The following is a 24,655-nucleotide window of genomic DNA, read 5'->3' as shown; positions in this document are numbered from 1 at the left end:
GGCACTTTTTTTGATTGGCTATTTCCAAGTGTTTCAAGTAATCATCCATGGGCATTAAATAGATATATCGAGTATACAACCCAAGTGTGCAAAAGCATTTTAAGTAGTTGCTTGATAGTTAAAACTCTACATCTAAAGTAAGGTATATTTAACCAAAAAACTGCAAATCATATATGGGAATATTATCCTTGAGGTGATTTATCAGTGTTACAAAGTTTAGCAAGCGGTTTTGAATTTGGGATGCCAATCTTGTTTTCTTGGGATGGTGTAATGGCTGTTATCTTTTTCTTTACAGCCTATTCATTTTTAGGATGGTTGCTAGAAAATAGCTATAACTTTGCAAGGAAACGAGTGTTTTTTAAGGATAACTTTTTCTTTGGGCCATTTAAGCCGATGTACGGGTTTGCTCCTCTTTTCCTAATCCTTTTAATTGGAAAAGACATGCATTGGTCGGTGGTGTTGTTTCTTTGTTTTTTCATCCCAACCGTTGTGGAGTATTGTAGCGGGATGTTACTTGAGTGGTTTTTTGGTCGGAAATGGTGGGACTACTCAGGGCATAAGTGGCAGCTACAAGGCCATATTTGTTTTTCATATTCGATCTGCTGGATTTTCCTTTCCTTGGTTTGCTTGGCATATGTACACCCAGGGATTGTTGCTTTGTATGAAGTAGTTGGACGATATTGGGCATGGATCTGGCCAACAGTAGGTCTGTATTTCCTTGGTGAACTCCTTTTTGCAATTAGAAGGCATATACCGGAAAAAGTTCGCGCGGGCAATCCGATTCAATAATCATGATATCCATGAGTAACAAATAGATATATGTCTGTTAAAGCATTCTTTCGGTCATGAAGAATGCTTTTTATATGTCCTGAAATCAAGATGGTCACAATAAAAATAGAATTTAAATCAATAATATTTTATTGTAAAACGATAAAAGATATGGTAAATTAAATTGACAATAAATAAATGAGGTGCAGTTTATGAAACTAAGTTCAACACGTTTTTTAAGGTTTGCTGTTTTTATGATGGGGGTTCCCGTTTTAGCTCTTTGCTTATTTGGGCTTCCACGGATTGTGAGTGTCGCATTTGAAGAAGCAGCAAATGGTGCAACGTTGGGCTATATGGTTCTTGGCATTTTAACACTTATGTATGTTTCGGCAATCCCATTTTACGTTGCATTGTACCAAGCTCTTAAGCTTTTAAATTATATTGATAAGAACATTGCCTTCTCTCAAGTTTCTGTGAATGCTTTAAAGAAAATAAGAACCTGTGCCATCACAATCTGTGGATTGTACGTGCTAGCCTTACCGTTTGTCTTTATCGTAGCGGAATGGGATGACGCACCAGGCCTCGTACTAATCGGATTAGTCATTGTTGGTGCTTCAATGGTGATTGCAGTCTTTGCTGCCGTACTCAAAAAACTTTTACAAGAAGCAATCAATATCAAAACAGAAAACGATTTAACAGTCTGAGGTGAAAACAATGGCAATTATCATAAATATTGACGTGATGCTGGCGAAAAGGAAAATGAGCGTAACTGAACTTTCGGAACGAGTTGGCATAACAATGGCAAACCTTTCTATCTTAAAAAATGGAAAGGCAAAAGCGGTGCGCTTCTCTACATTAGAAGCAATTTGTAAAGCTTTAGACTGTCAGCCAGGGGATATATTAGAATACCGAAGTGATGAATGAGAGGACAAAGGACCTGTCACTGTGACCCACTGGCAAAACTAATTTTTGAGGAGATAAAATGATGGCAATGAGAATTCCTTTTTTTAATCAGAAGCAATCGAAAGAATCCTTCGATTATCGTGAAGGTCAAACTCCGGAACATATCGCGATTATTATGGATGGGAATGGACGATGGGCTCAGAAGCGGGGCTTGCCTAGAGTTGCTGGCCATAAGGAAGGGATTTCTGCAGTCTTAAAAACGGTTAAGGCAGCAGTCAAATATAATGTGAAGGTTTTGACATTATATACGTTTTCCACTGAAAATTGGAAGCGTCCAAAGCCTGAGGTAGAATTTATTTTGAGACTTCCAAAGGAATTTCTGCATCTTTATTTACCAGAACTAATTTCTAACAATGTGCGGATTGAGGCGATTGGTGATATGGAGAATCTTCCAAGTCATACACGTGAAGCCATCGAGTATGCAATCCAACGTACAAAAGATAACGATGGACTTCTTCTGAATTTCGCGCTCAATTATGGAAGCAGACACGAGCTTCTTCATGCCATGAAAACAATGCTTCTGGATTTGAAAGACGAGAAGTTGAGTCTCGATGAGCTAGATGAAGTGCAGTTTAATCAATACCTATATACAGCGGATCTGCCAGAGCCAGACCTACTTATTCGCACTGGCGGTGAAAAACGTCTTAGCAATTTCCTATTATGGCAACTAGCCTATACGGAGTTCTGGTTTACCGATGTGCTGTGGCCAGATTTCTGTGAAGAAGAATTCCTACAGGCATTACAAGAATACCAACAACGAAAAAGAAGATATGGTGGAGTATAATGTGGTACACAAAGGATAGGTTCCTCGTTCCAATTTGGACATGGACCCTGTCCTTCGTGTACCATTTTTTGCCGATTAAGATATACGGAAAAAAGAGCGATTGCAGTTGTAAGTAAACCGTTCGATTTGAGGTGCAATTCCCAAAATACATGCCGTAATGACAGTGGAAATGCTTCCTTATTGGTAGATAAAAAGTAAAACTCGCCATAGTATTGGCGAGTTTCTTTATTGGGGAAAAAGACCTTATTTTTATTAAACAGGATGTCTTGTCCTTAATCGAATCATTAGTAAAAATATTATAAGCGGAAATTTTTCGGTTAAATTCAGAATTGACCTCGTTTCGGGGTATATAAGGGTAGGTTTTCCGGTTATGGAAAACAAAATCCTCCATTTCAACGCTTTTCAAGTCAATAGGCGGAATCTCTCCGTCTATTTACCCCTTTTTTACTAAAAATTACTTAATAAACGGAACTCTTCCGTCTATTTATCAGCCCGGGTGGTTAACTAACCTATTCCCCTACCAATAAGTGCAGACCCTTTTGATCCTAGCAACAAGAATCCGCAGCTTTTATCGAACATCTTATAGCGAACTAAAAAATAGCACTGTAAATGACAGAAGGTTGCCCACCTTTATTCATTGTACAATACTTATTGTCCATCATAATAATGATGTCAATTCCTATGTCAAAGTGGATGAAATTCCGTAAAATCGTTGATCAATAAAGAAAAAGATGTATGCCATCCCCCATACGTCAATTCTTGTGCCAAATATTAAGAATGCACCCGAAATCGGACCTCTTTGAATTGTAGGGCAGTCGTTTTTTTGTGGTTTACAATATATATTTTATAAAGTACTATTATGTTATGCGATATATCGCTATACATAATATCGAGAGACATAATACTTAACAGGGGTGGATAGAGTGGCCTATAACGGTGGACCGATGACTGAAGCAATGTACTATGTTCTGCTTGCGTTAATGCATCCAAACCATGGGTATCAGCTGATGCATGCCATTACAGAAGTTTCGAGTGGAAGAGTAAAAATGGGTCCGGGGACTCTTTACGGAGTGCTTTCACGCATGCAAAAAGATGGTCTTATTTCATTAGCTGAAGATGATGGCAGAAGAAAAACATATGAAATTACTCCAGAGGGAGAGAGTGCACTAAGAATGGAGTATAGTCGATTAAAATCTATGATACAAGACGGCGAAATTTTAGAGGGTGGTGATGAAAATGATTAAAACGGTTCGTAAACTGCGGCCTAGTGATTATTGGCGAATTGGTGAGCATGAGAGCTGGTTTCAAGACATGGCGGCTAAGGGATTCCATCTAAAAAAGATGGGGTTATATTTTGCACATTTTGCAAAAGGTGAACCGAAAAAAATGAGATACAGAATCGAAGTATCCATGAAAAAGAGAATGTCACCAGAACAAATCGAGATGTATTCAGAAAGTGGCTGGGATTACGTGACAGGCTATCAATATTTTCAAGTGTTTTCATCACCTGTTGAACGAGATGCACCAGAGCTACACACAGACCCAGCCGAGCAATCCTATACATTAAAGGAAATGGACAAGAAATTAGTCTTAAATGCTGGATTTGTTGTCATCGGGTTGCTAGTAATGATAGGCATGTTGTCTTCAGTTTGGTTTCTTGATAGAACACCTACCTATATTTTAGTTGAGGGATTCGCTGTTCAACAAACAATTTTATCCATCATTATTGGGTATTTTGCCTATACCTCACTGCAGGCGGCTTTATCCATTCGCGCACTAAGAAAAGGTTTAATTGAAGGAAAACCAATTGATCATCAAGCTCCATGGAAGAAGCACCATCGAGTAAATTCAGTTATCGCAATCCTTTTTACTGTAGTTGCTGGACTGAGCGCTATACTCCCATTCGTACAACTTGTAAAAATGGACACGAAAACCTTGCCGGTAGAAAGTCCCAACTTACCGTTTGTGAGATTAGCAGATATTGAGCAGAATCCAGCTTTAGTTCGAGGGGAATCTGAATATATGAATGACAATGTGGACTGGTCTAATCGATATTCAACTAATTGGAGTCTGTTTGCAACCGTGCAATATGAAACAGATGAAAACGGGGTAGTTCCGGGGAAAATGTGGAATGATGGGAGTGGTGAATATTCGCCAAGTATTGAAACAAGGTATTATCGACTGAGTTTATCATCTATGGCGGATAACCTACTCTCTGATTTGATAAAAAGATATAACTATGAATATAGTTTAGATGAATATATTGAAACGAAGCATCCAAGCTTTGATCTTTTAATTGTACATGAAGATAGGGAATTGAAAGAAGTATTTGCTTCTAAGGGAAAAGAAGTCATATTTGTCCGTTATTATGGTTATGCTGATATAGGTTCGGTAATCGAAAATATAGTAGATAAGCTAGAATAACAAAATTTTGATTAAGGTATAAAAATAAATAGGAACATACGTTTGACTACAAGACTATACAATGCTAAAATTCAAGCATACAATAAAAAATGGTAGGAGTGATTTTATGGCGTTGAATCCATATTTAGTGTTTGATGGTAATACTCGAGAGGTCGTTCAGTTTTATGCAAAAGTGTTTGGAACTGAAGAACCTACATTCATGACTTTTGGGTCGGTGCACTCTGAAGAAGAACTGCCTCCAGGAGCAAAGGATTTAATCATGCATACGAACCTAGAGATAGCGGGCAGCAAATTGATGTTTTCTGATAATTTTCCAGGAATGGAATTTAAAATGGGCAACAATTTTACACTTGCATACATAAGTAGCGATGAAGCAGCAATGAAAGATGCTTTCGAAAAGTTGAAAGAAGGCGGTACTGTTCAAATGGAGTTGCAAGAAGTACCATGGAGCAAAATGTACGGAAGCCTAACTGATAAGTTCAACATCCAATGGCAATTTAATCATGAAGCTTAAACACAACAACAATTAAAGAATGAAGGGTTACCATTTGGTTTCATGCCGATTGTAACCCTTTTTGTTAGTCCGCCAACCATTTTACAGTCATTGTTTAGAGTATTGAGTTAAGTTAAAATAACACCATGACTAGGTTGAGAAAGAGTGTACTTTCCTGCTTTCTGACTGAATAATTGTAAAGGTGTGTTTAGATGACAGAGAATAGAAGGAATCGTAAGGTTGATGGATTTTTAAAAAAAGCTAAGCAGTGGAAAGAAGAATTTGAGGCGTTACGAAATATCATTCTTGACTGTGATGAACTAACGGTAGATATTAAGTGGATGCATCCATGTTACATGTATGACAACAAAAACATCGTTTTAATGCATGGATTTAAAGAATATTGTGCACTTCTGTTTCACAAGGGTGCCTTGTTAAAAGATCCCCATGGGATTCTCATCCAACAAACGGAGAATGTTCAGGCGGCGCGCCAAATTCGCTTCACAAATGTACAAGAAATCGTAGAAAAAGAACCAATCATAAAAGCCTATATTCTTGAAGCAATTGCAGTTGAAAAAGCTGGGTTGAAGGTAGAGCTGAAGAAAACTGAGGATTACGAAGTACCAGAAGAACTTCAAACTAAATTTAATGAAATGCCTACTTTAAAAACTGCTTTTGAAGCATTGACACCGGGACGGCAAAGAGCATACATTTTCTACTTTTCTGGAGCCAAACAATCAAAAACGCGAGTATCAAGAATTGAAAAATACATTCCTCACATTCTTGAGGGAAAAGGATTAAATGATTAGCATGTTCGTTGAAACATGTACGATATAGATAAGGCGGGCCATCTTTGCTCGTGTGTTAATCCATCATCTACGAACAAAACGACAAGAAGAAATCGTTGATGAATAAAGTTTGCGAGCGCTTAGTTTAACTAGGCGTTTTTATTTTAAGTTCTTTTAAAGGCGTTTGTGTTGACAAGAGTCTATTTTTCATTTAGAATTTATCTTGAAGTTAAGATAAATACTTCGGAGATAAATAAATTAAAGGTATTTTACAAAAATATCCTTTAATATATAAAAGGAGAGACAACATGGGTTTACTAGATAAACTTTTTGGTAATCAACAAAAGGAGGAAAAAGTAATGTCAAACGAAAAATTAAACATTGGTATTATCTTAGGTAGTACACGCGAAGGTCGCGTAAGTCCCCAAGTAGGAGCATGGGTTAAAGAAATCGCTGATAAGCGTGGAGATGCAAACTACGAAATCGTAGATATTGCAGACTTCAAATTACCATTCCTTGGTGAAGCAGATGCACCTGGAATTGGCGCTTGGAACGAAAAATTAGCTAGCCTTGATGGATTTGTATTCATTGTTCAAGAATATAACCACTCAATCACTGGAGCATTGAAAAATGCATTAGACCTTGCTCGTGAAGCTTGGAATAACAAAGCTGCTGGTATTGTAAGCTACGGTTCAACTGGTGGTGCACGTGCTGCTGAACACCTACGTGGAATCATGGGTGAATTAATGATTGCGGACGTTCGTACACATCCAACACTTTCTTTATTCACTGACTTTGAAAATGGTTCAGAGTTCAAACCACAAGCTTTACACCTAGACAATGTAAACTTAATGCTAGACCAAGTAGTATCTTGGAGCGGAGCTTTAAAAACAGTTCGCTAATGATGGAAAAAACAGGATGAGCCCTATCGTTGGGCCATCCTGTTTTTATGTAGGAAAAGTGAAGGTGTGAAGTTGAAAAACGGGTTCGGTTTATGATTGCAAAACAGTGCATAAAAGCAAACTAGCTGTTCAATCAGCTTTACTTTGTAAGACGATGTGAATAATTTGCTACTTTTTGATTTGAAGAATGTAACAAGCACCATCATATGCAAAATATAGATATTCCCCGTGATTCACATTAAAAGTTACATTTTCTTTGTCGTAAACAAGTTTTTTTATTTTATCAAATCGTTTAATTAATTGTTCTGATGGATTTATAATAATTTCTTCACTATTATCAGTTGCAACAAATCCTTTAGGATTGTATGTCCTTTCAGGTTTCAATTCTACATACCATTTTCCATTAAGAAGCATTGTGTCTGCGGTAAGAGATCGCTTCCTGTTTTGGACTGTCCAAGTATTTCTACAATTGCACCGATGTATTTTACTCTTCATTCCCCTAACCCTCTTTCACTTTCTTAATCCTTGATAGACTTGTATTCGAAAAATAAAAATGAGAAAGGTCTCGTGGGCTACTGTGTGCATTTTTATGAGTTGTTTATTAATCTGGCTCACATAAAGGAAAAAATCAGATTGTTTTTAAACTGAGGATGGTAAATATAAATACGCTGGATTACTAGAATTTATGCCAGTACCAAACCAAAATGAGTAAAGAGAGTATAGGGAATTTATCATTTAGAAAACGTACATAGCATGTAGTATAAGCTGTCTGCTATTCTCTTGCCAAAGAGGAATGAGTGGTTTATTGCATGGTTTCAACTTATTGTTATGATCATGACATACAAATCCACCTGAAATTTCCATGCTCAGTAAAAGAATCTTTCCTTTATAAATATGATATAATTTTAAGGTTGTAAAAAATGTTATGGGGGAATGAAAATGGCTCAAGTAAACACATCCTTGGGAATAGAACCAAAAAAATCCAGAAGAGCCGCTATGTATGCTATTATCTTTTTATTGATAACAATTGCAGGACTCTTGTACGTAAAATGGCTTCCTTATTATGATAAGTCGATTATTGCTGTGACAACCCATTCAATTGGCGAGTCGATTTTAGGTAACAATACTGATATGCAATCTGCATCCTGGGCGAGTGCATGGTCTTATGCTCTTACTTACTTTAATGCTGTTTGGAAGGCAGCTATACTTGGTATATTACTAGGTTCGTTGATTCAAGTTTTACTGCCAGCTAACTGGCTGTTAAAAGTATTTGGTAAAACCACATTCGGAAGTACTGCTGCAGCCGGGCTTGCATCACTTCCAGGAATGATGTGCACCTGCTGTGCAGCACCAATTGCAGTCGGGATGCGTAAAAAGAATGTTTCAGTTGGAGCAAGTTTAGCTTTTTGGCTAGGCAATCCTACGCTTAATCCGGCAACATTAATTTTTATGACATTTGTATTATCGTGGAAGTTTACTGTGCTTCGTTTGTTTTTTGGGATTATCTTAACATTTGGTGTAAGTTATCTGGCAAACCGTTTTGCACCGAATGCTAATCCGGTAGATATTGAAAAAGTTCTAGAAAAAGCGGATAAAGAAGCAAAAGGTTCTTTCGCTTCCAGATGGCTGAAATCCATGGGCAGTATGATTCTTTACATCGTTCCCACTTATGTTTTATCCGTTTTGATTATGGGTGCGGTGCGCGTATGGTTGTTCCCGAATATCAGCGATGCGGCTGCTAACAGTCTTTTAATTGTAATAGGCTTTGCGATTGCTGGTATGCTGTTTGTCATTCCGACTGCAGCAGAAATTCCAATTATTCAAACCTTTATCTCGTTTGGACTTGGCGGCGGCCCCGCAGCTGCACTTTTAATCGCGTTACCATCCGTGAGTCTTCCATCATTGTTGCTCGTCGGCCGGTCTTTTCCTAAAAAGGTATTGTTCTTCGTGGCAGCTTCTGTTGTTATTTTAAGTACCTTAAGTGGACTCGTTGGAATGTTCTTTTTAAACTAATTGTCATATTTTCATTTGTACGAGAGAGTGCCTTAATCCAAGCAGGATTAAGGCATTTTTTATTGGAGTTAGTTAGCTAACGGTGCATGGAATATAATATAGTAAAAATAAGTCATAATTTTTAATTTAGAGGAGAACATGATGGAGATTAGATTGCTAAATAAAGATGAAAACCCGCCATTAGATTTGTTATTAGCAGCGGACCCTTCTCGAAAAATTGTTGAGGAGTATGTAAAAAGAGGAGATTGCTTTATTGTAGAGAATGATCGAAAGGTGGTTGGCGTTTTTGTATTACTCCCCACAAGACCAGAAACTGTGGAGCTGGTGAATGTTTCAGTTGCAGAAAAACATCAGGGTAAAGGTATAGGGAAAATGTTAGTAATGAATGCCATTCAAACAGCCAAAGGAAAAGGGTACAAAACAATTGAAATTGGAACTGGAAATTCCAGTATAGGACAATTCGCCCTTTATCAAAAATGTGGTTTTAGAATAACGGGTATTGATAGAGACTTTTTCATTAGGCACTATCAGGAAGAGATTTTTGAGAATGGAATACAGTGTAGGGATATGATTCGTCTATCTCGAGATTTATAGAACTAGGAGACTGGACAATAAATTTTAAATAATATAAAGAAGGTAATTGGGTGAATTTGGAGAACTACATTAGCAAAGACTGTTGAGGAGGAAAAAGGATGAATAGACTAAACCTTATCACACTCGGCACAAAGGACATTGTTAAGTCGCATAACTTTTTCAAAAAACTAGGGTTTGATACTTCCATAAGAGGTACCGAATCGAATCCAGACATTATTTTTTTCAGAAATGAAGGTACGAGAATTGCTCTTTATCCCATCGAGGAATTGGCGTTGGATATTAATGAAGATTATCCTCCTAAAATTGGAACAGGATTTCCAGGGATAACGCTTGCATATAACGCTAAATCCATGGAAGAAGTGGATGAGGTTTTAAAAAAGGCAGAGCTTGCGGGAGCAATCATTCAAAAAGCGCCTAAAAAAACCGATTGGGGTGGCTATGGGGGCTATTTTGCGGACCTTGATGGCTACTATTGGGAAGTGGCATACGGGGAAATGTGGGAATTCGATGAGTCTAATATGCTAGTGATTGAGGATCAGTAGGAGGGTATCTCGGCAACGTTGGACAAGAACAAAGGCAGAATCATATTAAAATTGTGGAAGATGAACTAAAGACTATATATGTAGGCAATTGATCAAAAAGCTAAAAGAGGAACCTAATCGACAAAGGAAGAAATGCACCTGGTGTTAGTTTTACTACTTATATTGGGTGATACTGATTCGTTTGTTGACCAATTGGGAACATATAAGTACTAGATGTCAAATTTCCAGAAAGGGAGAAAATCCGTATGTTTAATCAAGTGGGACAAATTATGTTATATGTACATAATCAAGACGAGACAGTCAAATTTTGGACAGAAAAATTGGGCTTTTCGGTCATTGCTGAGGAAGATAATGGCCAAATGAGATGGATTGAAATCGCTCCTAAAAAGGATGCAGAAACAAGCATTATTCTACACAACAAGGAATTCGTTGCGAAAATGTCACCTGACTTACATCTTGGTACACCTTCTTTAATGTTTTTTACAGAGAACCTTGAACAACTACATAGCAACTTATCAAGCAAAAATGTGACAGTAGGCGAAATTGTATCAATGCCTTCAGGTAAAGTATTTAACTTTGCCGATAATGAAGAAAATTACTTTGCGGTTATGGAGAAAAAATAATTTGTAAATAGTCCCGACCTTTTGAAGGTGGGGACTATTTACTAGGGTTTCAACTTCTCAATGACAAGTGGGGGGATTAGTACCCGCCGCCAACGTAAGCAGTCCCGACAATGACTAGTAGGATGAAGAGCACAACAATTAATGCGAATCCTGCTCCCGAACCGTATCCGCCTTCGTAGCCCATAGATACACCCCCTTTTTTCAAAGATAGCATAGTCTATGCATCAACAATAGAACACGACATGGACAAGTGTGGAATTACAACACGATTAGTATCTACGTCTATGATGCACAACTTCAGTTCTTCTTATTGGTTTAATAATACGTTTTGGTACATCAATTACATTAATACGATTAACTTCGACAATTGGTTGGATGATAGGGTGGACTCGTCTGACATATTCGTTTCGAACTCGATATTTTGGAGGATTATAGACTGGTCTTGAACGATACATTTATATTTCACCTCCCTTTTCCTTACTAGTAGATGAGGAAGTGATATATTTTGAAACGGACAAATCGATTAGATTCTATTAAAATAGTTTTCTTAACTAGTTATAGAATTTATAAAAAGGGAACGAGCCCCAACAACTAGAATCTTTAAAGAAGTTAGTAGAAGGACTTAGCGTAATGGGCTTAATGGGTTAAAAGGAACGGCCGTGATGTCCTCCTCCCGAATATCCTCCACCGTGATAACCGTGGAAACCTCCTCCGTGAAATCCATGTGAACCATGAAAACCGTGAGCCCCATGAAAACCACCAACGAGTTGGCCGCCAAACGATGGTGTTATGGGTATGAGTGGAAATGGTTGGAACGAAGGGGTATATAAAAAACCTGATCCATATTGGGGGTATCCTCCAGGTGAAAAATACGGGACACCAAAGTACCATGGAAATAATGGTTGCCGTACGCTGCTTGTTAGTCTGAAATCATTCATCTTATTTAACCCTCCTTATTCGTCTAATGTATTATATTTACGATTTTAATGTTGGTGATGAAATACAACCCTACCGACCTCCCTGCTGAATAATCCTTTACATCCTGAACCCATTTAATGAACAATTTTTCTTCAATTTAAAAAATAGGGGGTAGGACCAACAGCGACTTTTCTTTTGCTTCCCCTTCTCTCTAACTTTTTGCCTCATTCAACTACCCTATAATCCAAAAGGCCTAAAAAAGTACTATATTTCCCGAATTATGCATGGGAAAAAGTGTATGAAACAAAATACCTTATTAAAGGAGGGAGAAGGATGCCGTCATTTTTTAAAAAGAAAGAAAACCATCAACAGAAAGTCTCCTTACCTGAGAATCGAATCTTAGAATCAGAGCAGGTTGAGATAAGCGGTGATGTCGGAGAAACAGTTAAGGAGTTTAAACAAATATTCGAAAAAGATATCGATTTTTCAACGAGAAGGTTTCGTTTATTTGGTGAAACCTTCTCTGTTGTGCTTTATATGAGTAGCTTAGTTGATCAAGAAAAATTAGATAGGGATATAATTAAGCCTCTTCAAGAGAGGAAACTCAGTGAGTCCTATTTTGCATCCGAACTTAGTGCAAAAAGTCTCACGTCCGCCATACTTGAAGATGTGCTCTATCATTGTTCAGGAACATCCGAATCGAGACTATCAACCTTACTGTCTGGTCTGTTACGAGGGAAATGTATCGTTTTACTAGATGGTTCCAATCATGCACTCCTACTTGATACTTTCAAGCCTGAAAAACGGAGTCTTACACAACCTGAGACGGAGAGAGTGGTTCGAGGTTCTCGAGACGGGTTTATTGAACAAATCATGACGAATGTTTCTCTCCTACGTTATCGGTTGCCTGTACCTGAGTTCAGAGTAGAACATACGGAAATCGGCAGACGCACAAAAACGAGAGTGGGAATTTGTTATATAGAGGATATTGTGAACAAAGAGTTATTGAATGAGGTAAAAAAGCGTTTAAAAAGGATTGATATCGACCGGATACTGGATGCTGGATATATTGAGCAGTTTATTGAGGATAACCCTCGTTCCCCGTTTCCACAAGTTCAAAATACGGAACGGCCAGATAAAGCGGTAGGTAATTTACTAGAGGGTAGAGTTGTACTTATAGTAGATGGTTCACCGTTTGTATTGGTTGTACCGGCCACTTTTAATCAATTTTATCAAACGAGTGAGGATTATAATGAGAGATACTTGATTACGAGTGCGATTCGACTAATTCGTTTTATGTCTCTCATATTTTCCTTAACGTTTTCGTCCTTTTATGTAACCGTTCTTTCGTATCATCCAGAGATGATTCCAGCAAAATTTGTTGTTGCTGCATCGAGCGGTCGTGCCGGGGTTCCCTTCCCGGTGTTTATTGAAGTGTTCCTGATGGAGGTGGCGATGGAGATATTACGTGAAGCAACTGTCCGAATGCCACAGCAGGTCGGTGGTGCGCTGTCGATTGTGGGTGTGCTTGTTATTGGACAAGCGGCTGTTATGGCTGGATTTGTTAGTCCCATTACAGTTGTCATTATCGCATTATCAACAATCGGGTCGTTCGCAACACCTTCGTATAATGCAGCAACCGCTTTTCGGATGCTCCGTTTCCCCTTAATCATTCTCGCTGGAACTTTCGGTTTACTAGGTTTAGCGTTTGGAGTAATCTTCATCCTCAATCATATGCTATCATTGCGTTCCTTCGGTATTCCGTATATGGCACCTGTTGCCCCAGGGAATTTTACGGGCATGAAAGATTCCTTTATTCGTGCTCCTCTTCGATGGTTAAAGAATCGGCCTGCTGAGTTACAGCCACAGGATGCTAAAAGAATGGACCCTAAAGAAGAAAGGATTCCGATGTCGACATTGAATGGGCAAAAGGATGGTGAGTCCAATGGATAAGCAACGAGAAAAAATTACGGTGGTACAATTGGCATTTATTGTAGTCAGCTCTATCCTTGGTGTTGCAATGCTTGCCTTTCCGAAGTTTGTTGTCAAGGGAGCGGGGATAGGAGCTCCATTTGCAAGCATAATTGGAGTTGGAATTACTTTCATCGGTCTTTTAGCAGTCGTATATTTAGGAAAAAGATTCCCGAAACATACCCTCATTACATACAACGAAATTATCTTAGGGAAATTGATAGGTCGTCTTTTTAGTATGATAATCATTCTGTTTTTCACAATAAACATGGGCCTTGAAACACGCCAATTTGCAGAAGTTGTTGCAGGTGCACTTTTACCGACTACACCCATTCAAATTGCTATCTTTATGATGATTTTTTTATGTGCAACGACTGGGTTTCAGAATGTCTCAACCTTTGCCTATATTCATTTTTTCTATATGCCATTGATCATTTTTCCATTAGCACTCGTCTTACTCCCGGCCTTTGGTGATATCGAGGTGTATCATATTACTCCATTTTTAGGAAATGACCCGACCTGGAGTGAATTTTTAAAAGGCAGTATAGCGGTCACACAGTCGATGTTAAGTTTTTTCATTATTACAATGGTCATCCCCTATATGAAACAACCAGAAAAATGTGTAAAGGGTGGAGTCTGGGGACTATTAATAGCTGGATTTATTGTCATTTTTATTGTGTTCATGACGGTGGGGGTATTTGGAGATGAAGAAATTCTTCAAACGATTTGGCCAACACTCATTCTAGGTAGAATGATTACTGTACCTGGCGAAATTTTAGCAAGGGTGGATGCTATTCTGGTCATTTCCTGGATATATGGTGTTTTTACGACCCTCCTTTCCTATTACTTTATAATAGTTCGTGGAATTGGTGAACTTTTTCGATACTACAATTACCGGGTGATCGCACTAGCAGGTTTTCCGGTTGTTTTTTCTATAGCCATCTTCCCACAAAATATTTATCAAATGTATGATTTACTATTGCTAGTAACATTTTGTGGTCTTCCTTTAACGATTGTATTTCCTGTGGTCCTATTAGGCATAGCAAAGTTTCGTAATAAAGGAGGAGTGTCGGGATGAAGATCGTCAGAGTTCATATAATCCTCCTTGTATGTACTCTATTATTAACAGGATGCTGGGACAGGTACGAACTGGAGGATCGTGCAAATATACTGGCACTTGCAATTGATCTCGCTGAGGGGAATGATCGTGGAGATGTAACACATCGGGATGGAGACTTTCCAAAGGGACAAAAAGATATTTTATATAAGGTTACTGCTCAAGTAGCATTACCCGGAAAAATCAAACTGGGCCCTGAAGGCGGGGGTGGACAGGGTTCTGAGAAAACAGCGTGGATATTAGAAACATATGGTCATACAATAAAAGATGCCATGTCAAATCTGCAGCAACAGCTTGCTGAAAAACTTTATCTTGGTCATTTACAGATTATTGTGGTATCTGATGAAATTGCGAAGAAAGGGATAAGCGATATAAGTGAGTTTTTAAAACGAGATTACGAGGTCAGAAGAACAGCATGGATGGTTATTAATAAAAAGGATGCAGCAAAAGTTTTGAGAGCAGCGCCACCACTTGAAACAGTACCTGCACTTTATTTAGCAGATACTTTAGATAATGCGGTTCGTTTTGGAAAGTTACCAAGGGAATATATTGGAAACTTTTGGATAGATGTTTCAGATAAAGGGATTGATCCAGTACTACCGGGAGTAAAAGTCATGGAAAACGATCGGATTATGGTGGATGGAATTGTCTATTTTCGAGGTGAAAAAATGGTGGGTCTTTCATCCCCAATTGAAATAGGTGCATTTATGGATATGAAAGAGGGAGCCTCCGGCGGTTACCCTATAAGCGTTTCATTAGATGATAAGAGTGTTTACATGATTCAAACTCAAGAACGAAACTCTAACATAAATGTCACTGTAAAAAACGGTGCACCGAGCGCAACAATCGACGTAGAAATAGATGCAATTCTTGAGGAAGCCATTGACGTAACCGTAAGTGGAGACAAAATCAATCAAATTGAAAAAGTCGCTAATAAAAAAATGGAAGAAGTCAGTAGCGAGTTCATTAAACAGCTACAGGAGCAAGGGGCAGATGTCCTAGGGTTAGGCGCGAGAATTAGAGCTAAATTCGGTACGTATTGGGACGAGGAAGTTAAGACCGATGAAAAATGGTCGGAAATTTACAAAGATATAGAGATAAAAGTGACCTTCAATTATACAATCCGGCGTACTGGGATGAGTTGGGAATAAGGGATTTTTAGAGGCTGATTGATAGATTGAAATGATTGATTTGCTGTTTTTGCTTTTATGTGTGGCCAAAGTGCGCGATAGTCCAAGAAGGATTATCGCGTTTTTAATGAAGATAATAAGGTATCTGTGGGAAAAAAGAAAATGGTAAAATGAAGCAATTGTTTCAGCTGATTTAATGTTCGCTGGAAACATCCCAGGGAAACTCAAACCATTCCAACTGCCTATCCATGTAGCACTTGATTCAGTCAATATGGAACTAGCTTGGTTATGGGTAAGTCTTGAGAATAGTTTAAGTAGCTTTTGATTAATATGTTTAACAAATTGATAGTTTCGGTGCTTATATTTAAAAAGATGTAAAGTATCCATAAAAAGACGATTTCATCTAATCGTAAATTCCGCTATAATTCAATTTAAAGGGGGGTGCTTACAGTTGGATAATCACTTAAGAATATCTGGTACTTCTTCCACTCATGCAAAGCCTATTATTGGAAAGGCGATACTTTGCATGGGGCGAAACATTTAATTTTATCGCTAAACAAGCTTTTCTAATATTTTGGCTTTGCACCTTATTTTTCAAAAATCAAAATAAGGAGCGAGCAAAATTGAAGTATGTTAATGCAAACAAGGTTTTACCTGAAAAGCTACTTGTAGAAATTCAAAAGTATGTCCAAGGGGAAACCATTTACATTCCTAAGCCGGAAACGAAGCATCTAAAATGGGGAACCTCAAGTGGTGGAAGACGTATACTTGACCGACGTAATGACTCCATCAGGCATTCTTTTATGAATGGCACCAGTATCCAGCAACTAGCTGAGGACTATTACCTTTCAACCGAAACCATTAAAAAAATAGTTTATTCGCATAAAAAGTAGGTAGGCGAGCAGCACTGTTAAAATTTTTTAGCAGTGCTTTTCTATGTAAAAAACATTTCTAAATCATTTTATCCATTTTAGGGGTTACTTTCTCTGTTTATAATATAAGTAAAGATATGGCTACAAAATGATTGGAGAAATACAAGATGATCGAAAAATTTATTAAAAATGAACAGTTAAATTATATTAAAAAACAGATTGCGTTAATTAAAGACAGCACCACTAAGAACGTACCTCAAAACGTTTTGACTGCTGTAATCGACTTAGCTAATGCTAAAATCCTGACTCTCTTTCCGAAAGCATCATTGGAGCAACAAGCAATGCTAGATCTCTCCAAGCTGAAAACAGATAAAGAGTATGAACAATATATTCAGCAACTTTCGGACTATTTGCTACCCTTTCCAAAAATCACTGAACAACAACTGAAAAAAATGTTTCCAAAACATAAAAAAATGAAACTACCTGATTTATCAAATGTAGACCACAACCAGTTGACTTATTTAAGCTGGAATGACCTAGGATATAATAAAAAGTTTATCGTATATGAGCTAGAGGGGAAAATGGTTGGCATTGAATGTGAGATTTCCCCAAATAGAAACAAAAATCTTTGTTCCATCTGTAATAGCTTTGGTGAAGTTGCCTATTTTTCCACCGTAACAAAAGCGAGAAAGTCTAAAAATCCGGACTATTACAGGTCCATCGGCAATCTTATCTGTGTCGACAGCTGTGAATGCAATAAAAAAATAACGAATGTTGAATATTTAACAACCTTTTTAAAAGACTCACTAGGAATTTAAAAACATCAGATGGTACCTTTTCAAGGCTGTTTCTTCTACAACTATTAACGCAGGATAGTTATAGAAGAAAATGTAAAAAGGGCATAAATCCAGAAAGGATTTATGCCCTTTTTCATTGAATATATAAACATGAAAATTAAATATCAATCTGGGTTCATGGGAGAGTGAAAATAAAATTCCTTTAAAGTACTATAAATCTACTCAAGTTATTTGCAATTATCAATCTAGCTGTTCGATTACTATTGAAGCATAAGAGATGGAGTGGACAATAAACATGCAATATGGAATGTACGCAATTTTACTTGTTATTTTTGGATTGATACTTTGGAGGCGAACAAGAGCCATGGTCCGCCCAATAAAAGGTTCTGGCCTTCGAATTTTGCTACCGCTACTCTATATGTCACCTGCCTTTTCTGTGGTGTTACAACCTTCTGTTCACATGACTTCAGTAGAAATTATTGTTTCTGTTATATTTGGCACTCTCTTATCTATTCCATTGATTTATACAACTGGTTACGAGATTCGAGAGGATGGGAACATATATGCAAAAAAGAGCATTGGTTTTGTGATTGCGTTAATCGCAGTATTTGTTAGCCGACGAGTAGTGAATTCCTATTTACCAGGCATTGATATTTTGACGTTAAATGCGTTATCGATTATTTCTCTGTTTGTGTATGTTGGCTTATGGAGGATCATAAGTTTTATGAAATTCAAAAAGGTATATAACTCACAGGTAGCCATGTAGGTCGTGGGAGATGTAATTCACTAAATGATGCGTTTGTTTAAGTAGACATAAAAGTAACGCTCTGAGTCACACTCGGAGCGTTTTACTATGCAAATAATGAAGTGTTAATTAATGTATGTTAGAAAAAATCGAACTAAATTAGCTAGTCAAAAACCGTTTTACACATGTGTCCTTCGCGCAAAATCTACAAATCTAAATTTATCGGGTCTATGACGGGACTCTGTGTATTGAAACAGACTTGCGTTGTCCAAATACACGAAGTTTTTGATGACGACAATATTATGAAAACCGTCCAAATCCAGAAGCTCACGGTCCTCATCTGTCGGCTCCACAACTGTGATTTCTTTTTTCGCAAAACTTATCGTTAGTTGCAACTCATTTTCCATATAGGCATAAATTGAATCTTCGCAAACCTCCCTTGTTAGCTCTGGGACGTATTTTTTCGAAATAAAGTCCTTGTCCAAAATAATTTTTTCGCCACTCATTTCCCTTGTGCGGACGACCTTCCAGACTTGGTCCTTACTTGAAAGCTGAAGCTGTTGTTTAATGAAGGTATCTGGTTTGCCAACTGTCAACTCATGGACATTCGTTTTCGGCTTGTTTCCCATCTTTTCTGCTAGTTCTTTAAAGCTCACTAGCCCTGAAACTGGAAAGTCAAACTTATTTACATCAATGACAATGGAGCCTTTTCCTTTCATCTTTTGAATATACCCGTTTTGCGATAACAGATTCAGCGCCTTACGAATCGTTTCGCGAGAGGTATTGTACGTTTCCTTCAATTCATTTTCAGAAGGTAAAAGGCTATTTGCTTTGATGTTTCCATTTTTAATTTCATCTACTAGATCACTATAGATTGTTAGATACTTGTTAGTCATAAAGAATCCCCAATCGATGTATAATTATTATTCCTATTTTACCGCGTTAATGCGAAAAAAGGGAGGGGGAATTTTTTTCCCCCTCCCATCTGTATTATTTTTTACCGAATGATACCTTGCCAATATTAGCTTTTGCAAAGATCACCGTTAAGATAAATGGAACGACAATCGCAACTGCCATTGAGATGAAGAACATACCCCAGTCTCCTGCTTGAATGGATAAGAATCCAGGAATACCTCCAACGCCAATGGAGTTAGCCATAACGCCACTAGCTACGGAAATAATAGCGGCTATCATTGACCCAATCATTGCGGCTAAGAACGGGAATCCGTATTTTAAGTTAATACCAAACATCGCAGGCTCTGTTACACCGAGGTAACATGAAATACATGCAGGGATGGAAACTTGTTTTTCTTCTTCATTTTTACGATTAATATAAATCATTGCAAGTACGGCAGAACCTTGTGCAATATTCGATAATGCAATCATTGGCCATAAGTTTGTACCATCAAACTCACTCATCAATTGAAGGTCAATCGCATTTGTCATATGGTGTAGACCAGTGATAACAAGTGGTGCATAAGCAAAACCAAAGATTGCTGCAAATAACCAACCAAATGCTGATGTTAAGCTATTGTATACAATATCAGAAATCCAAGATCCAATTGTCCAACCAAGCGGTCCAAGAACGATGTGTGCGATTAATACAGTAGGGATTAATGCAAAGAACGGAACAATAATCATCGAAATTGAATTTGGTGAAATCTTACGCAACCAACGCTCTAGATAAACAAGTACAAAACCTGCTAATATCGCTGGTATAACTTGTGCTTGATACCCAATCATTTCAACTTGTGCAAAACCGAAATCCCAAACTGGTATTTCATCTGCAGTAGCAACCCCATATGCATTCAACAATTGCGGAGATACTAGCGTAATCCCTAACACAATCCCAAGAATTTGTGAGGTTCCCATTTTACGTGTAATCGACCACGTGATTCCAACAGGTAGGAAGTGGAAGATAGCTTCCCCAATTAACCATAGGAATGAGTGAACCCCAGCCCAAAATTGTGAAACTTCAATAATTGTTTTTGTATCATTGTCGAGTAATTTAATGTCCCCGATTACGTTTCGGAAACCTAGAATAAGACCCCCAACAACAAGGGCTGGAATAAGCGGTGTAAAAATGTCCGCTAAATGTCCCATCATTCGTTGCAGCCAGTTCATATTTTGTTTGGCAGCAACTTTTGCTTCATCTTTACTTGTTCCCTCAACACCGGCGTGTTTTACGAACTCGTTATAAAATGTAGAAACTTCATTTCCAATAATGACTTGAAATTGACCTGCTTGTGTAAATGTCCCTTTAACAAGCCCAATTCCTTCAATCTTTTCTATATCTGCATCTTTTGGATCGTTTAAAACGAAACGCATTCTTGTCGCGCAATGTGTAACTGCCGCGATATTTTCTTTACCACCAATATGGTCAAGCAGTTCCTTCGCAGGATCTGTGTACTTACTCATGTTTTTTCCCCCTTACACTTTTTATATGTCGAATCCTGTATATACATGTCGTGATTACGTTTACAGTTTAACCTGTATATACAAGTGTGTCAATCATTTTTACTCGTTAAATTTTAGCTTTTACGAACCAAGGATTTTTATGCCAAAGCATAAGTTCTCGCATATCGCAAAAAATAACGTGAAAACCAAAACGGGAATGGAGTGTAAACATGAAGGCTGTTACCTATCAAAATCCATATAAAGTGGAAGTCAAAGAAGTCGAGGATCCAAAAATTATTAGAAAGGATGACGTAATTGTCCGCATCACATCAACCGCTATTTGTGGCTCTGACCTTCATTTATATCAAGGGAATTTTCCACTCCCAGATGGTTATGTAATTGGACATGAGCCAATGGGGGTTGTTGAGGAAGTAGGTCCTGAAGTAACCCATGTTAAAAAAGGAGATCGGGTTGTTATTCCGTTTACGGTCGCTTGTGGGAAATGCTATTATTGTGAACATGAATTGGAAAGCCAATGTGACAATGCGAATCCACACTATGATTCAGGGGGGTATTTTGGCTATTCGGAGAAATTTGGTGACCACCCAGGAGGTCAAGCGGAATACTTAAGAGTTCCATTTGGAAACTTTACTCCTTTTAAAATTCCAGAGTCGTGTGAATTAGAAGATGAGGCGTTACTCTTCTTAAGTGATGTTCTTCCAACGGCTTATTGGAGTGTGGTGAACGCCGGGGTAAAGGAAGGAGACACAGTCATCGTTCTTGGGTGTGGGCCGATTGGCTTAATGGCGCAAAAATTTGCTTGGATGAAGGGAGCAAAACGCGTTATTGCAGTCGACTATATTGGTTACAGAATGGATCATGCAAAGGCGACAAATAAAGTAGAAGTCTTTGATTTTACACAAAACCCTGATATGGGTGAACATTTAAAGGAAATCACGAGCGGTGGCGCTGATGTTGTCATAGATTGTGTTGGGATGGATGGGAAAAAATCACCACTAGAGTTCATCGAACAAAAGTTAAAACTTCAAGGTGGGACACTTGGTCCGATTCAAATTTCAACAAAGGCGGTTCGAAAGGGTGGCACAGTGCATCTAACTGGAGTGTATGGTGCGAACTATAATATGTTCCCACTTGGAGCATTTTTCTCCCGGAACATTACCTTAAAAATGGGGCAAGCTCCTGTTGTCCATTTTATGCCTGAGTTATACAAAAAAATCGTGAATAAGGAATTTGACCCAACTGATATCATTACTCACAAATTGTCCCTTGAAGAAGCAAGCCACGGCTACAAAATTTTCAATGGCCGTGATGACAATTGCATCAAGGTTGTCTTAAAACCATAAAGAACGTTCTCGACAAGTATTTCACTTGTCGATTTTTTTATTGATTTTTTTGGCAGTATTTTCTAATGTAAAAGTAGTGAGAGACTATATTATTACAGTAACAGCATTCCTTACAGAAGGGTAAGAATGAGAATGAATCCATTTAATTATGGTAGGATTGAAACGGAAAGAGTCATTTTAAAAATACTAACGCTTCAAGATACAGAAGAGGTGTTTAGCCATTTTTCAGATGCTAAAATTACGGAGTTCATGGATATAGAACCATGTAAAACGAGTGATGAAGCACAGGGAATAATCACTTATCATCTAGAAGATTCAGGTTGTCGCTGGGGTTTATTTAATAAGGAAAACAATGAATTTATTGGGACCTGTGGCTTTCATTACCTACGAGAAACTTCTGACGGAATACTGGCGGAAATTGGTTTTGACTTATCACCTTCGTATTGGGGAAAAGGCTTTATGCAAGAAGTGATGAGAGCTGTTATCCAATATGGTTTTGAAGAGGTAGGCTTTTATATGCTAGATGCAACTGTCGAACCTGAAAATATACGGTCATTGAAACTTATGGAAATATTGAATTTTAAAAGGGAACCTGAATTAAAAGATAACCTGGTTTATTTTACTCGAAAATGGAATGAATAGGGGGGATTTCGATGGATAAGAAAAATCTAGAGCTCGCGATTCAGTTGCGCCACGAATTACATGCACATCCTGAATTGTCCTATCAAGAGGTTTGGACAAAACAGCATGTAATGGATTTTCTTCATATGCATACAACAAACTTAGAAATCATCGATAAGGGCAAGTATTTTTATGCAAAATATACAGCTGGTAAGGATAAACCGATGCTAGCTTTTAGAGCTGATTTTGATGCGCTCCCAATCCCTGAAACGATTGACCTACCATGGAAATCAAACGTTCCAGGTGTGTCCCATAAATGTGGCCACGATGGGCACACGGCTACTCTGGCAGGTTTTGCTCTTGAAGTGGACCAAAAGGGTGCGGATACAAATATTGTTTTTCTTTTCCAGCATGCGGAAGAAACAGGACAAGGAGCGATTGAATGTATCGACGTATTGAAGGAAGAAAAAGTCGATGAAATTTATGGCTACCACAATATGTCGGGCATCGAGTTTAATACCGTACATGTCATTGATGGAACAACCCATTTTGCGTCAAAAGGGATGTCCATCGAAATGATCGGATTGCCTGCCCATGCAAGTCAACCAGAAGATGGAATAAATCCCTCTTTTGCATTTGCTAGAATCATTGAGACTTTACCCGAGTTAACGTCTTCAGAAAAATATGAAGGGCTTGTTCTATGCACCATTATTCAAGTGAATATTGGCTCCGAAAATTACGGAATTGCAGCCCATAAAGGTGTCCTACGATTAACCATCCGTGCAGAAAAGGAAGCGGAATTACACGCACTCCAACAGGCGATTGAAGAATTTGCAATAAAAATTGGAAAAGAGCATGGTATCCAAGTGAGCTTCGATTTTCAGGATGAGTTCCCAGAAACGGTTAATCACAAGGAATCGATTGATAAGGTGCGTCAAGTTGTCGTTGAAAAAGGTATTCCATTACGTGAACTGAACGCGCCATATCGTGCATCGGAAGACTATGGACATTATGTAAAACATGTAAAAGGTGCCTTCTTTTATATTGGAAACGGTGAACAATATCCTTCCATCCATACTTACGAATATGATTTCCGTGACGAAATCATCGAAACGGCTGTAGAAGTATTTAAAGCTTTAGTCGGGAAGGAATAATCATGTTCTACCAACAGTCCTTTTTATAATAGAATCCTAGAAGGGATTTGTTTTCACTTTGTAGAATGTCTAGAGAAAGAGGAGTTTTTAATGAAAAAAATACTACTAGCAATCTATGATTCTTTTTCTGAGTTTGAGATAACCGTTGCGACCGCTTCACTAAGAGGGGCTTACCAGATTGTAACAGCAGCGGACTCACTAAAAACAATCACTGGCGAATCAGGGCTCCAATTTGTGCCACATGTCATGTTTCAGCAGGTAGACCCGACAGAGTACGAGGGGATTATCATTCCGGGCGGAGACCTCATCCATGTGAAAGATACAAAGGAATTGTTTGATATTACAAAAACACTGAATGACCAACATAAACTAACTGCTGCCATTTGCAGTGGTACATATGTGTTAGCAAGAGCGGGAGTACTGGAAGGGAAACCCTATACAGTCACTCTTCATCAAGAGCAGCGAAACTTTCTCGGTTGCTTTGAAGAGGAAAACTTTCAATATGAATCTGTTGTCAAATCAGGGAATGTCATCACAGCACAGGGTCATGCCTATGTGGAGTTTGCACTCGCTATTGCTGAAGGGCTTGGAGCACTACAGCATCCCGAATTCACGAAAGAATTTTACAAAGGAGAACGGAACCGGTTGATGGAAGAAGAGGTATTGTGACCGGCA

At 38.2% G+C, this 24,655-nt stretch carries 29 protein-coding genes; 23 read left to right on the top strand and 6 right to left on the bottom strand.

The window, feature by feature from the left end:
• Positions 1 to 204: 204 nt before the first annotated feature.
• The 9 genes from BTHG_RS10970 (at position 205) to BTHG_RS10930 (ending at position 7,122) form a co-directional block, all read left to right on the top strand.
• Positions 205 to 789 (top strand): putative ABC transporter permease, encoded by a 585-nt coding sequence (locus tag BTHG_RS10970; protein WP_010676791.1) that lies wholly within the window; start codon positions 205 to 207, stop codon positions 787 to 789.
• 191 nt (positions 790 to 980) lie between these two features.
• Complete coding sequence (locus BTHG_RS10965) at positions 981 to 1,472, top strand: DUF2975 domain-containing protein (protein ID WP_010676790.1); 492 nt, start codon at positions 981 to 983, stop codon at positions 1,470 to 1,472.
• Positions 1,473 to 1,482: 10 nt separating this feature from the next.
• A complete protein-coding gene (locus BTHG_RS10960; protein WP_010676789.1) occupies positions 1,483 to 1,692 on the top strand; it encodes a helix-turn-helix domain-containing protein in 210 nt (69 codons plus the stop codon).
• 61 nt (positions 1,693 to 1,753) lie between these two features.
• On the top strand, positions 1,754 to 2,515 hold the full coding sequence (locus BTHG_RS10955; protein WP_010676788.1) for an isoprenyl transferase: 762 nt from the start codon (positions 1,754 to 1,756) through the stop codon (positions 2,513 to 2,515).
• 923 nt (positions 2,516 to 3,438) lie between these two features.
• On the top strand, positions 3,439 to 3,759 hold the full coding sequence (locus BTHG_RS10950) for a PadR family transcriptional regulator (protein ID WP_010676787.1): 321 nt from the start codon (positions 3,439 to 3,441) through the stop codon (positions 3,757 to 3,759).
• Positions 3,752 to 4,939, top strand: a complete 1,188-nt coding sequence (locus BTHG_RS10945; RefSeq protein WP_010676786.1) for a DUF2812 domain-containing protein — start codon at positions 3,752 to 3,754, stop codon at positions 4,937 to 4,939. Before BTHG_RS10950 ends, BTHG_RS10945 begins: the two co-directional genes overlap by 8 nt.
• Positions 4,940 to 5,045: 106 nt before the next feature.
• Positions 5,046 to 5,453 carry a VOC family protein gene (locus tag BTHG_RS10940; protein WP_010676785.1) on the top strand — a complete coding sequence of 136 codons (408 nt, stop codon included), beginning with the start codon at positions 5,046 to 5,048 and terminating at the stop codon, positions 5,451 to 5,453.
• Between the two features lie 191 nt (positions 5,454 to 5,644).
• Positions 5,645 to 6,241, top strand: coding sequence for a YdeI/OmpD-associated family protein (locus BTHG_RS10935; RefSeq protein WP_010676784.1), 597 nt, complete (start codon positions 5,645 to 5,647; stop codon positions 6,239 to 6,241).
• A gap of 287 nt (positions 6,242 to 6,528) precedes the next feature.
• Positions 6,529 to 7,122, top strand: coding sequence for an NADPH-dependent FMN reductase (locus tag BTHG_RS10930; protein WP_010676783.1), 594 nt, complete (start codon positions 6,529 to 6,531; stop codon positions 7,120 to 7,122).
• Positions 7,123 to 7,290: 168 nt separating this feature from the next.
• On the opposite strand, the gene BTHG_RS10925 is transcribed toward BTHG_RS10930, so the two are convergent.
• A complete protein-coding gene (locus BTHG_RS10925) occupies positions 7,291 to 7,617 on the bottom strand; it encodes a hypothetical protein (protein ID WP_010676782.1) in 327 nt (108 codons plus the stop codon).
• Between the two features lie 444 nt (positions 7,618 to 8,061).
• Between BTHG_RS10925 and BTHG_RS10920 the strand changes: the two genes are divergently transcribed.
• From BTHG_RS10920 to BTHG_RS10905, 4 genes are all read left to right on the top strand, one after another.
• Positions 8,062 to 9,135 (top strand): permease, encoded by a 1,074-nt coding sequence (locus BTHG_RS10920; RefSeq protein WP_010676781.1) that lies wholly within the window; start codon positions 8,062 to 8,064, stop codon positions 9,133 to 9,135.
• Positions 9,136 to 9,276: 141 nt separating this feature from the next.
• Positions 9,277 to 9,729, top strand: coding sequence for a GNAT family N-acetyltransferase (locus tag BTHG_RS10915; RefSeq protein WP_010676780.1), 453 nt, complete (start codon positions 9,277 to 9,279; stop codon positions 9,727 to 9,729).
• A gap of 98 nt (positions 9,730 to 9,827) precedes the next feature.
• Positions 9,828 to 10,271 carry a VOC family protein gene (locus BTHG_RS10910; protein WP_010676779.1) on the top strand — a complete coding sequence of 148 codons (444 nt, stop codon included), beginning with the start codon at positions 9,828 to 9,830 and terminating at the stop codon, positions 10,269 to 10,271.
• Positions 10,272 to 10,516: 245 nt separating this feature from the next.
• A complete protein-coding gene (locus BTHG_RS10905; protein ID WP_010676778.1) occupies positions 10,517 to 10,894 on the top strand; it encodes a VOC family protein in 378 nt (125 codons plus the stop codon).
• Between the two features lie 76 nt (positions 10,895 to 10,970).
• Here the strand turns inward: BTHG_RS10905 and BTHG_RS26240 are convergent, their stop codons facing one another.
• From BTHG_RS26240 to BTHG_RS24695, 3 genes are all read right to left on the bottom strand, one after another.
• A complete protein-coding gene (locus tag BTHG_RS26240; protein ID WP_087947074.1) occupies positions 10,971 to 11,078 on the bottom strand; it encodes a YjcZ family sporulation protein in 108 nt (35 codons plus the stop codon).
• Positions 11,079 to 11,163: 85 nt separating this feature from the next.
• Positions 11,164 to 11,349 (bottom strand): hypothetical protein, encoded by a 186-nt coding sequence (locus tag BTHG_RS10895; RefSeq protein WP_010676777.1) that lies wholly within the window; start codon positions 11,347 to 11,349, stop codon positions 11,164 to 11,166.
• A 189-nt stretch (positions 11,350 to 11,538) separates the two neighbouring features.
• Positions 11,539 to 11,832, bottom strand: coding sequence for a hypothetical protein (locus BTHG_RS24695; protein ID WP_010676776.1), 294 nt, complete (start codon positions 11,830 to 11,832; stop codon positions 11,539 to 11,541).
• A 313-nt stretch (positions 11,833 to 12,145) separates the two neighbouring features.
• Between BTHG_RS24695 and BTHG_RS10885 the strand changes: the two genes are divergently transcribed.
• The 6 genes from BTHG_RS10885 to BTHG_RS10860 all read left to right on the top strand — a co-directional run bounded on the left by BTHG_RS10885 (position 12,146) and on the right by BTHG_RS10860 (position 18,465).
• Positions 12,146 to 13,765 carry a spore germination protein gene (locus BTHG_RS10885; protein ID WP_010676775.1) on the top strand — a complete coding sequence of 540 codons (1,620 nt, stop codon included), beginning with the start codon at positions 12,146 to 12,148 and terminating at the stop codon, positions 13,763 to 13,765.
• Positions 13,758 to 14,861 (top strand): GerAB/ArcD/ProY family transporter, encoded by a 1,104-nt coding sequence (locus tag BTHG_RS10880; RefSeq protein WP_010676774.1) that lies wholly within the window; start codon positions 13,758 to 13,760, stop codon positions 14,859 to 14,861. The genes BTHG_RS10885 and BTHG_RS10880 overlap by 8 nt, the downstream gene beginning before the upstream one ends.
• The gene (locus BTHG_RS10875) at positions 14,858 to 16,051 is read left to right on the top strand and encodes a Ger(x)C family spore germination protein (RefSeq protein ID WP_010676773.1); all 1,194 of its coding nucleotides are present in this window, start codon (positions 14,858 to 14,860) and stop codon (positions 16,049 to 16,051) included. Before BTHG_RS10880 ends, BTHG_RS10875 begins: the two co-directional genes overlap by 4 nt.
• Before the next feature lie 602 nt (positions 16,052 to 16,653).
• Positions 16,654 to 16,923: a CD3324 family protein gene (locus tag BTHG_RS10870; protein ID WP_010676772.1), complete on the top strand. Its 270-nt coding sequence runs from the start codon at positions 16,654 to 16,656 to the stop codon at positions 16,921 to 16,923.
• 146 nt (positions 16,924 to 17,069) lie between these two features.
• Positions 17,070 to 17,720, top strand: a complete 651-nt coding sequence (locus tag BTHG_RS10865) for a FusB/FusC family EF-G-binding protein (protein WP_010676771.1) — start codon at positions 17,070 to 17,072, stop codon at positions 17,718 to 17,720.
• A gap of 256 nt (positions 17,721 to 17,976) precedes the next feature.
• The gene (locus tag BTHG_RS10860; protein WP_148361196.1) at positions 17,977 to 18,465 is read left to right on the top strand and encodes a CcdC protein domain-containing protein; all 489 of its coding nucleotides are present in this window, start codon (positions 17,977 to 17,979) and stop codon (positions 18,463 to 18,465) included.
• Between the two features lie 158 nt (positions 18,466 to 18,623).
• On the opposite strand, the gene treR is transcribed toward BTHG_RS10860, so the two are convergent.
• Together treR and treP are read right to left on the bottom strand one after the other, a co-directional pair.
• Complete coding sequence (gene treR / locus BTHG_RS10855) at positions 18,624 to 19,340, bottom strand: trehalose operon repressor (RefSeq protein ID WP_010676769.1); 717 nt, start codon at positions 19,338 to 19,340, stop codon at positions 18,624 to 18,626.
• Between the two features lie 94 nt (positions 19,341 to 19,434).
• On the bottom strand, positions 19,435 to 20,862 hold the full coding sequence (treP, locus tag BTHG_RS10850) for a PTS system trehalose-specific EIIBC component (protein WP_010676768.1): 1,428 nt from the start codon (positions 20,860 to 20,862) through the stop codon (positions 19,435 to 19,437).
• Positions 20,863 to 21,071: 209 nt separating this feature from the next.
• Between treP and BTHG_RS10845 the strand changes: the two genes are divergently transcribed.
• The 4 genes from BTHG_RS10845 to BTHG_RS10830 all read left to right on the top strand — a co-directional run bounded on the left by BTHG_RS10845 (position 21,072) and on the right by BTHG_RS10830 (position 24,649).
• A complete protein-coding gene (locus tag BTHG_RS10845; RefSeq protein ID WP_010676767.1) occupies positions 21,072 to 22,205 on the top strand; it encodes a zinc-dependent alcohol dehydrogenase in 1,134 nt (377 codons plus the stop codon).
• Between the two features lie 126 nt (positions 22,206 to 22,331).
• The gene (locus BTHG_RS10840) at positions 22,332 to 22,847 is read left to right on the top strand and encodes a GNAT family N-acetyltransferase (protein WP_010676766.1); all 516 of its coding nucleotides are present in this window, start codon (positions 22,332 to 22,334) and stop codon (positions 22,845 to 22,847) included.
• An 11-nt stretch (positions 22,848 to 22,858) separates the two neighbouring features.
• On the top strand, positions 22,859 to 23,980 hold the full coding sequence (locus tag BTHG_RS10835; protein ID WP_010676765.1) for a M20 metallopeptidase family protein: 1,122 nt from the start codon (positions 22,859 to 22,861) through the stop codon (positions 23,978 to 23,980).
• 90 nt (positions 23,981 to 24,070) lie between these two features.
• Positions 24,071 to 24,649 carry a DJ-1/PfpI family protein gene (locus tag BTHG_RS10830; RefSeq protein ID WP_010676764.1) on the top strand — a complete coding sequence of 193 codons (579 nt, stop codon included), beginning with the start codon at positions 24,071 to 24,073 and terminating at the stop codon, positions 24,647 to 24,649.
• Positions 24,650 to 24,655: the final 6 nt, after the last annotated feature.

It is taken from the genome of Bacillus timonensis (assembly GCF_000285535.1).
GTDB classification, from domain to species: domain Bacteria; phylum Bacillota; class Bacilli; order Bacillales; family Bacillaceae_L; genus Ferdinandcohnia; species Ferdinandcohnia timonensis.
The sequence above is the reverse complement of the archived record's forward strand: the minus strand, read 5'-3'. Positions and strand labels throughout refer to the sequence as shown.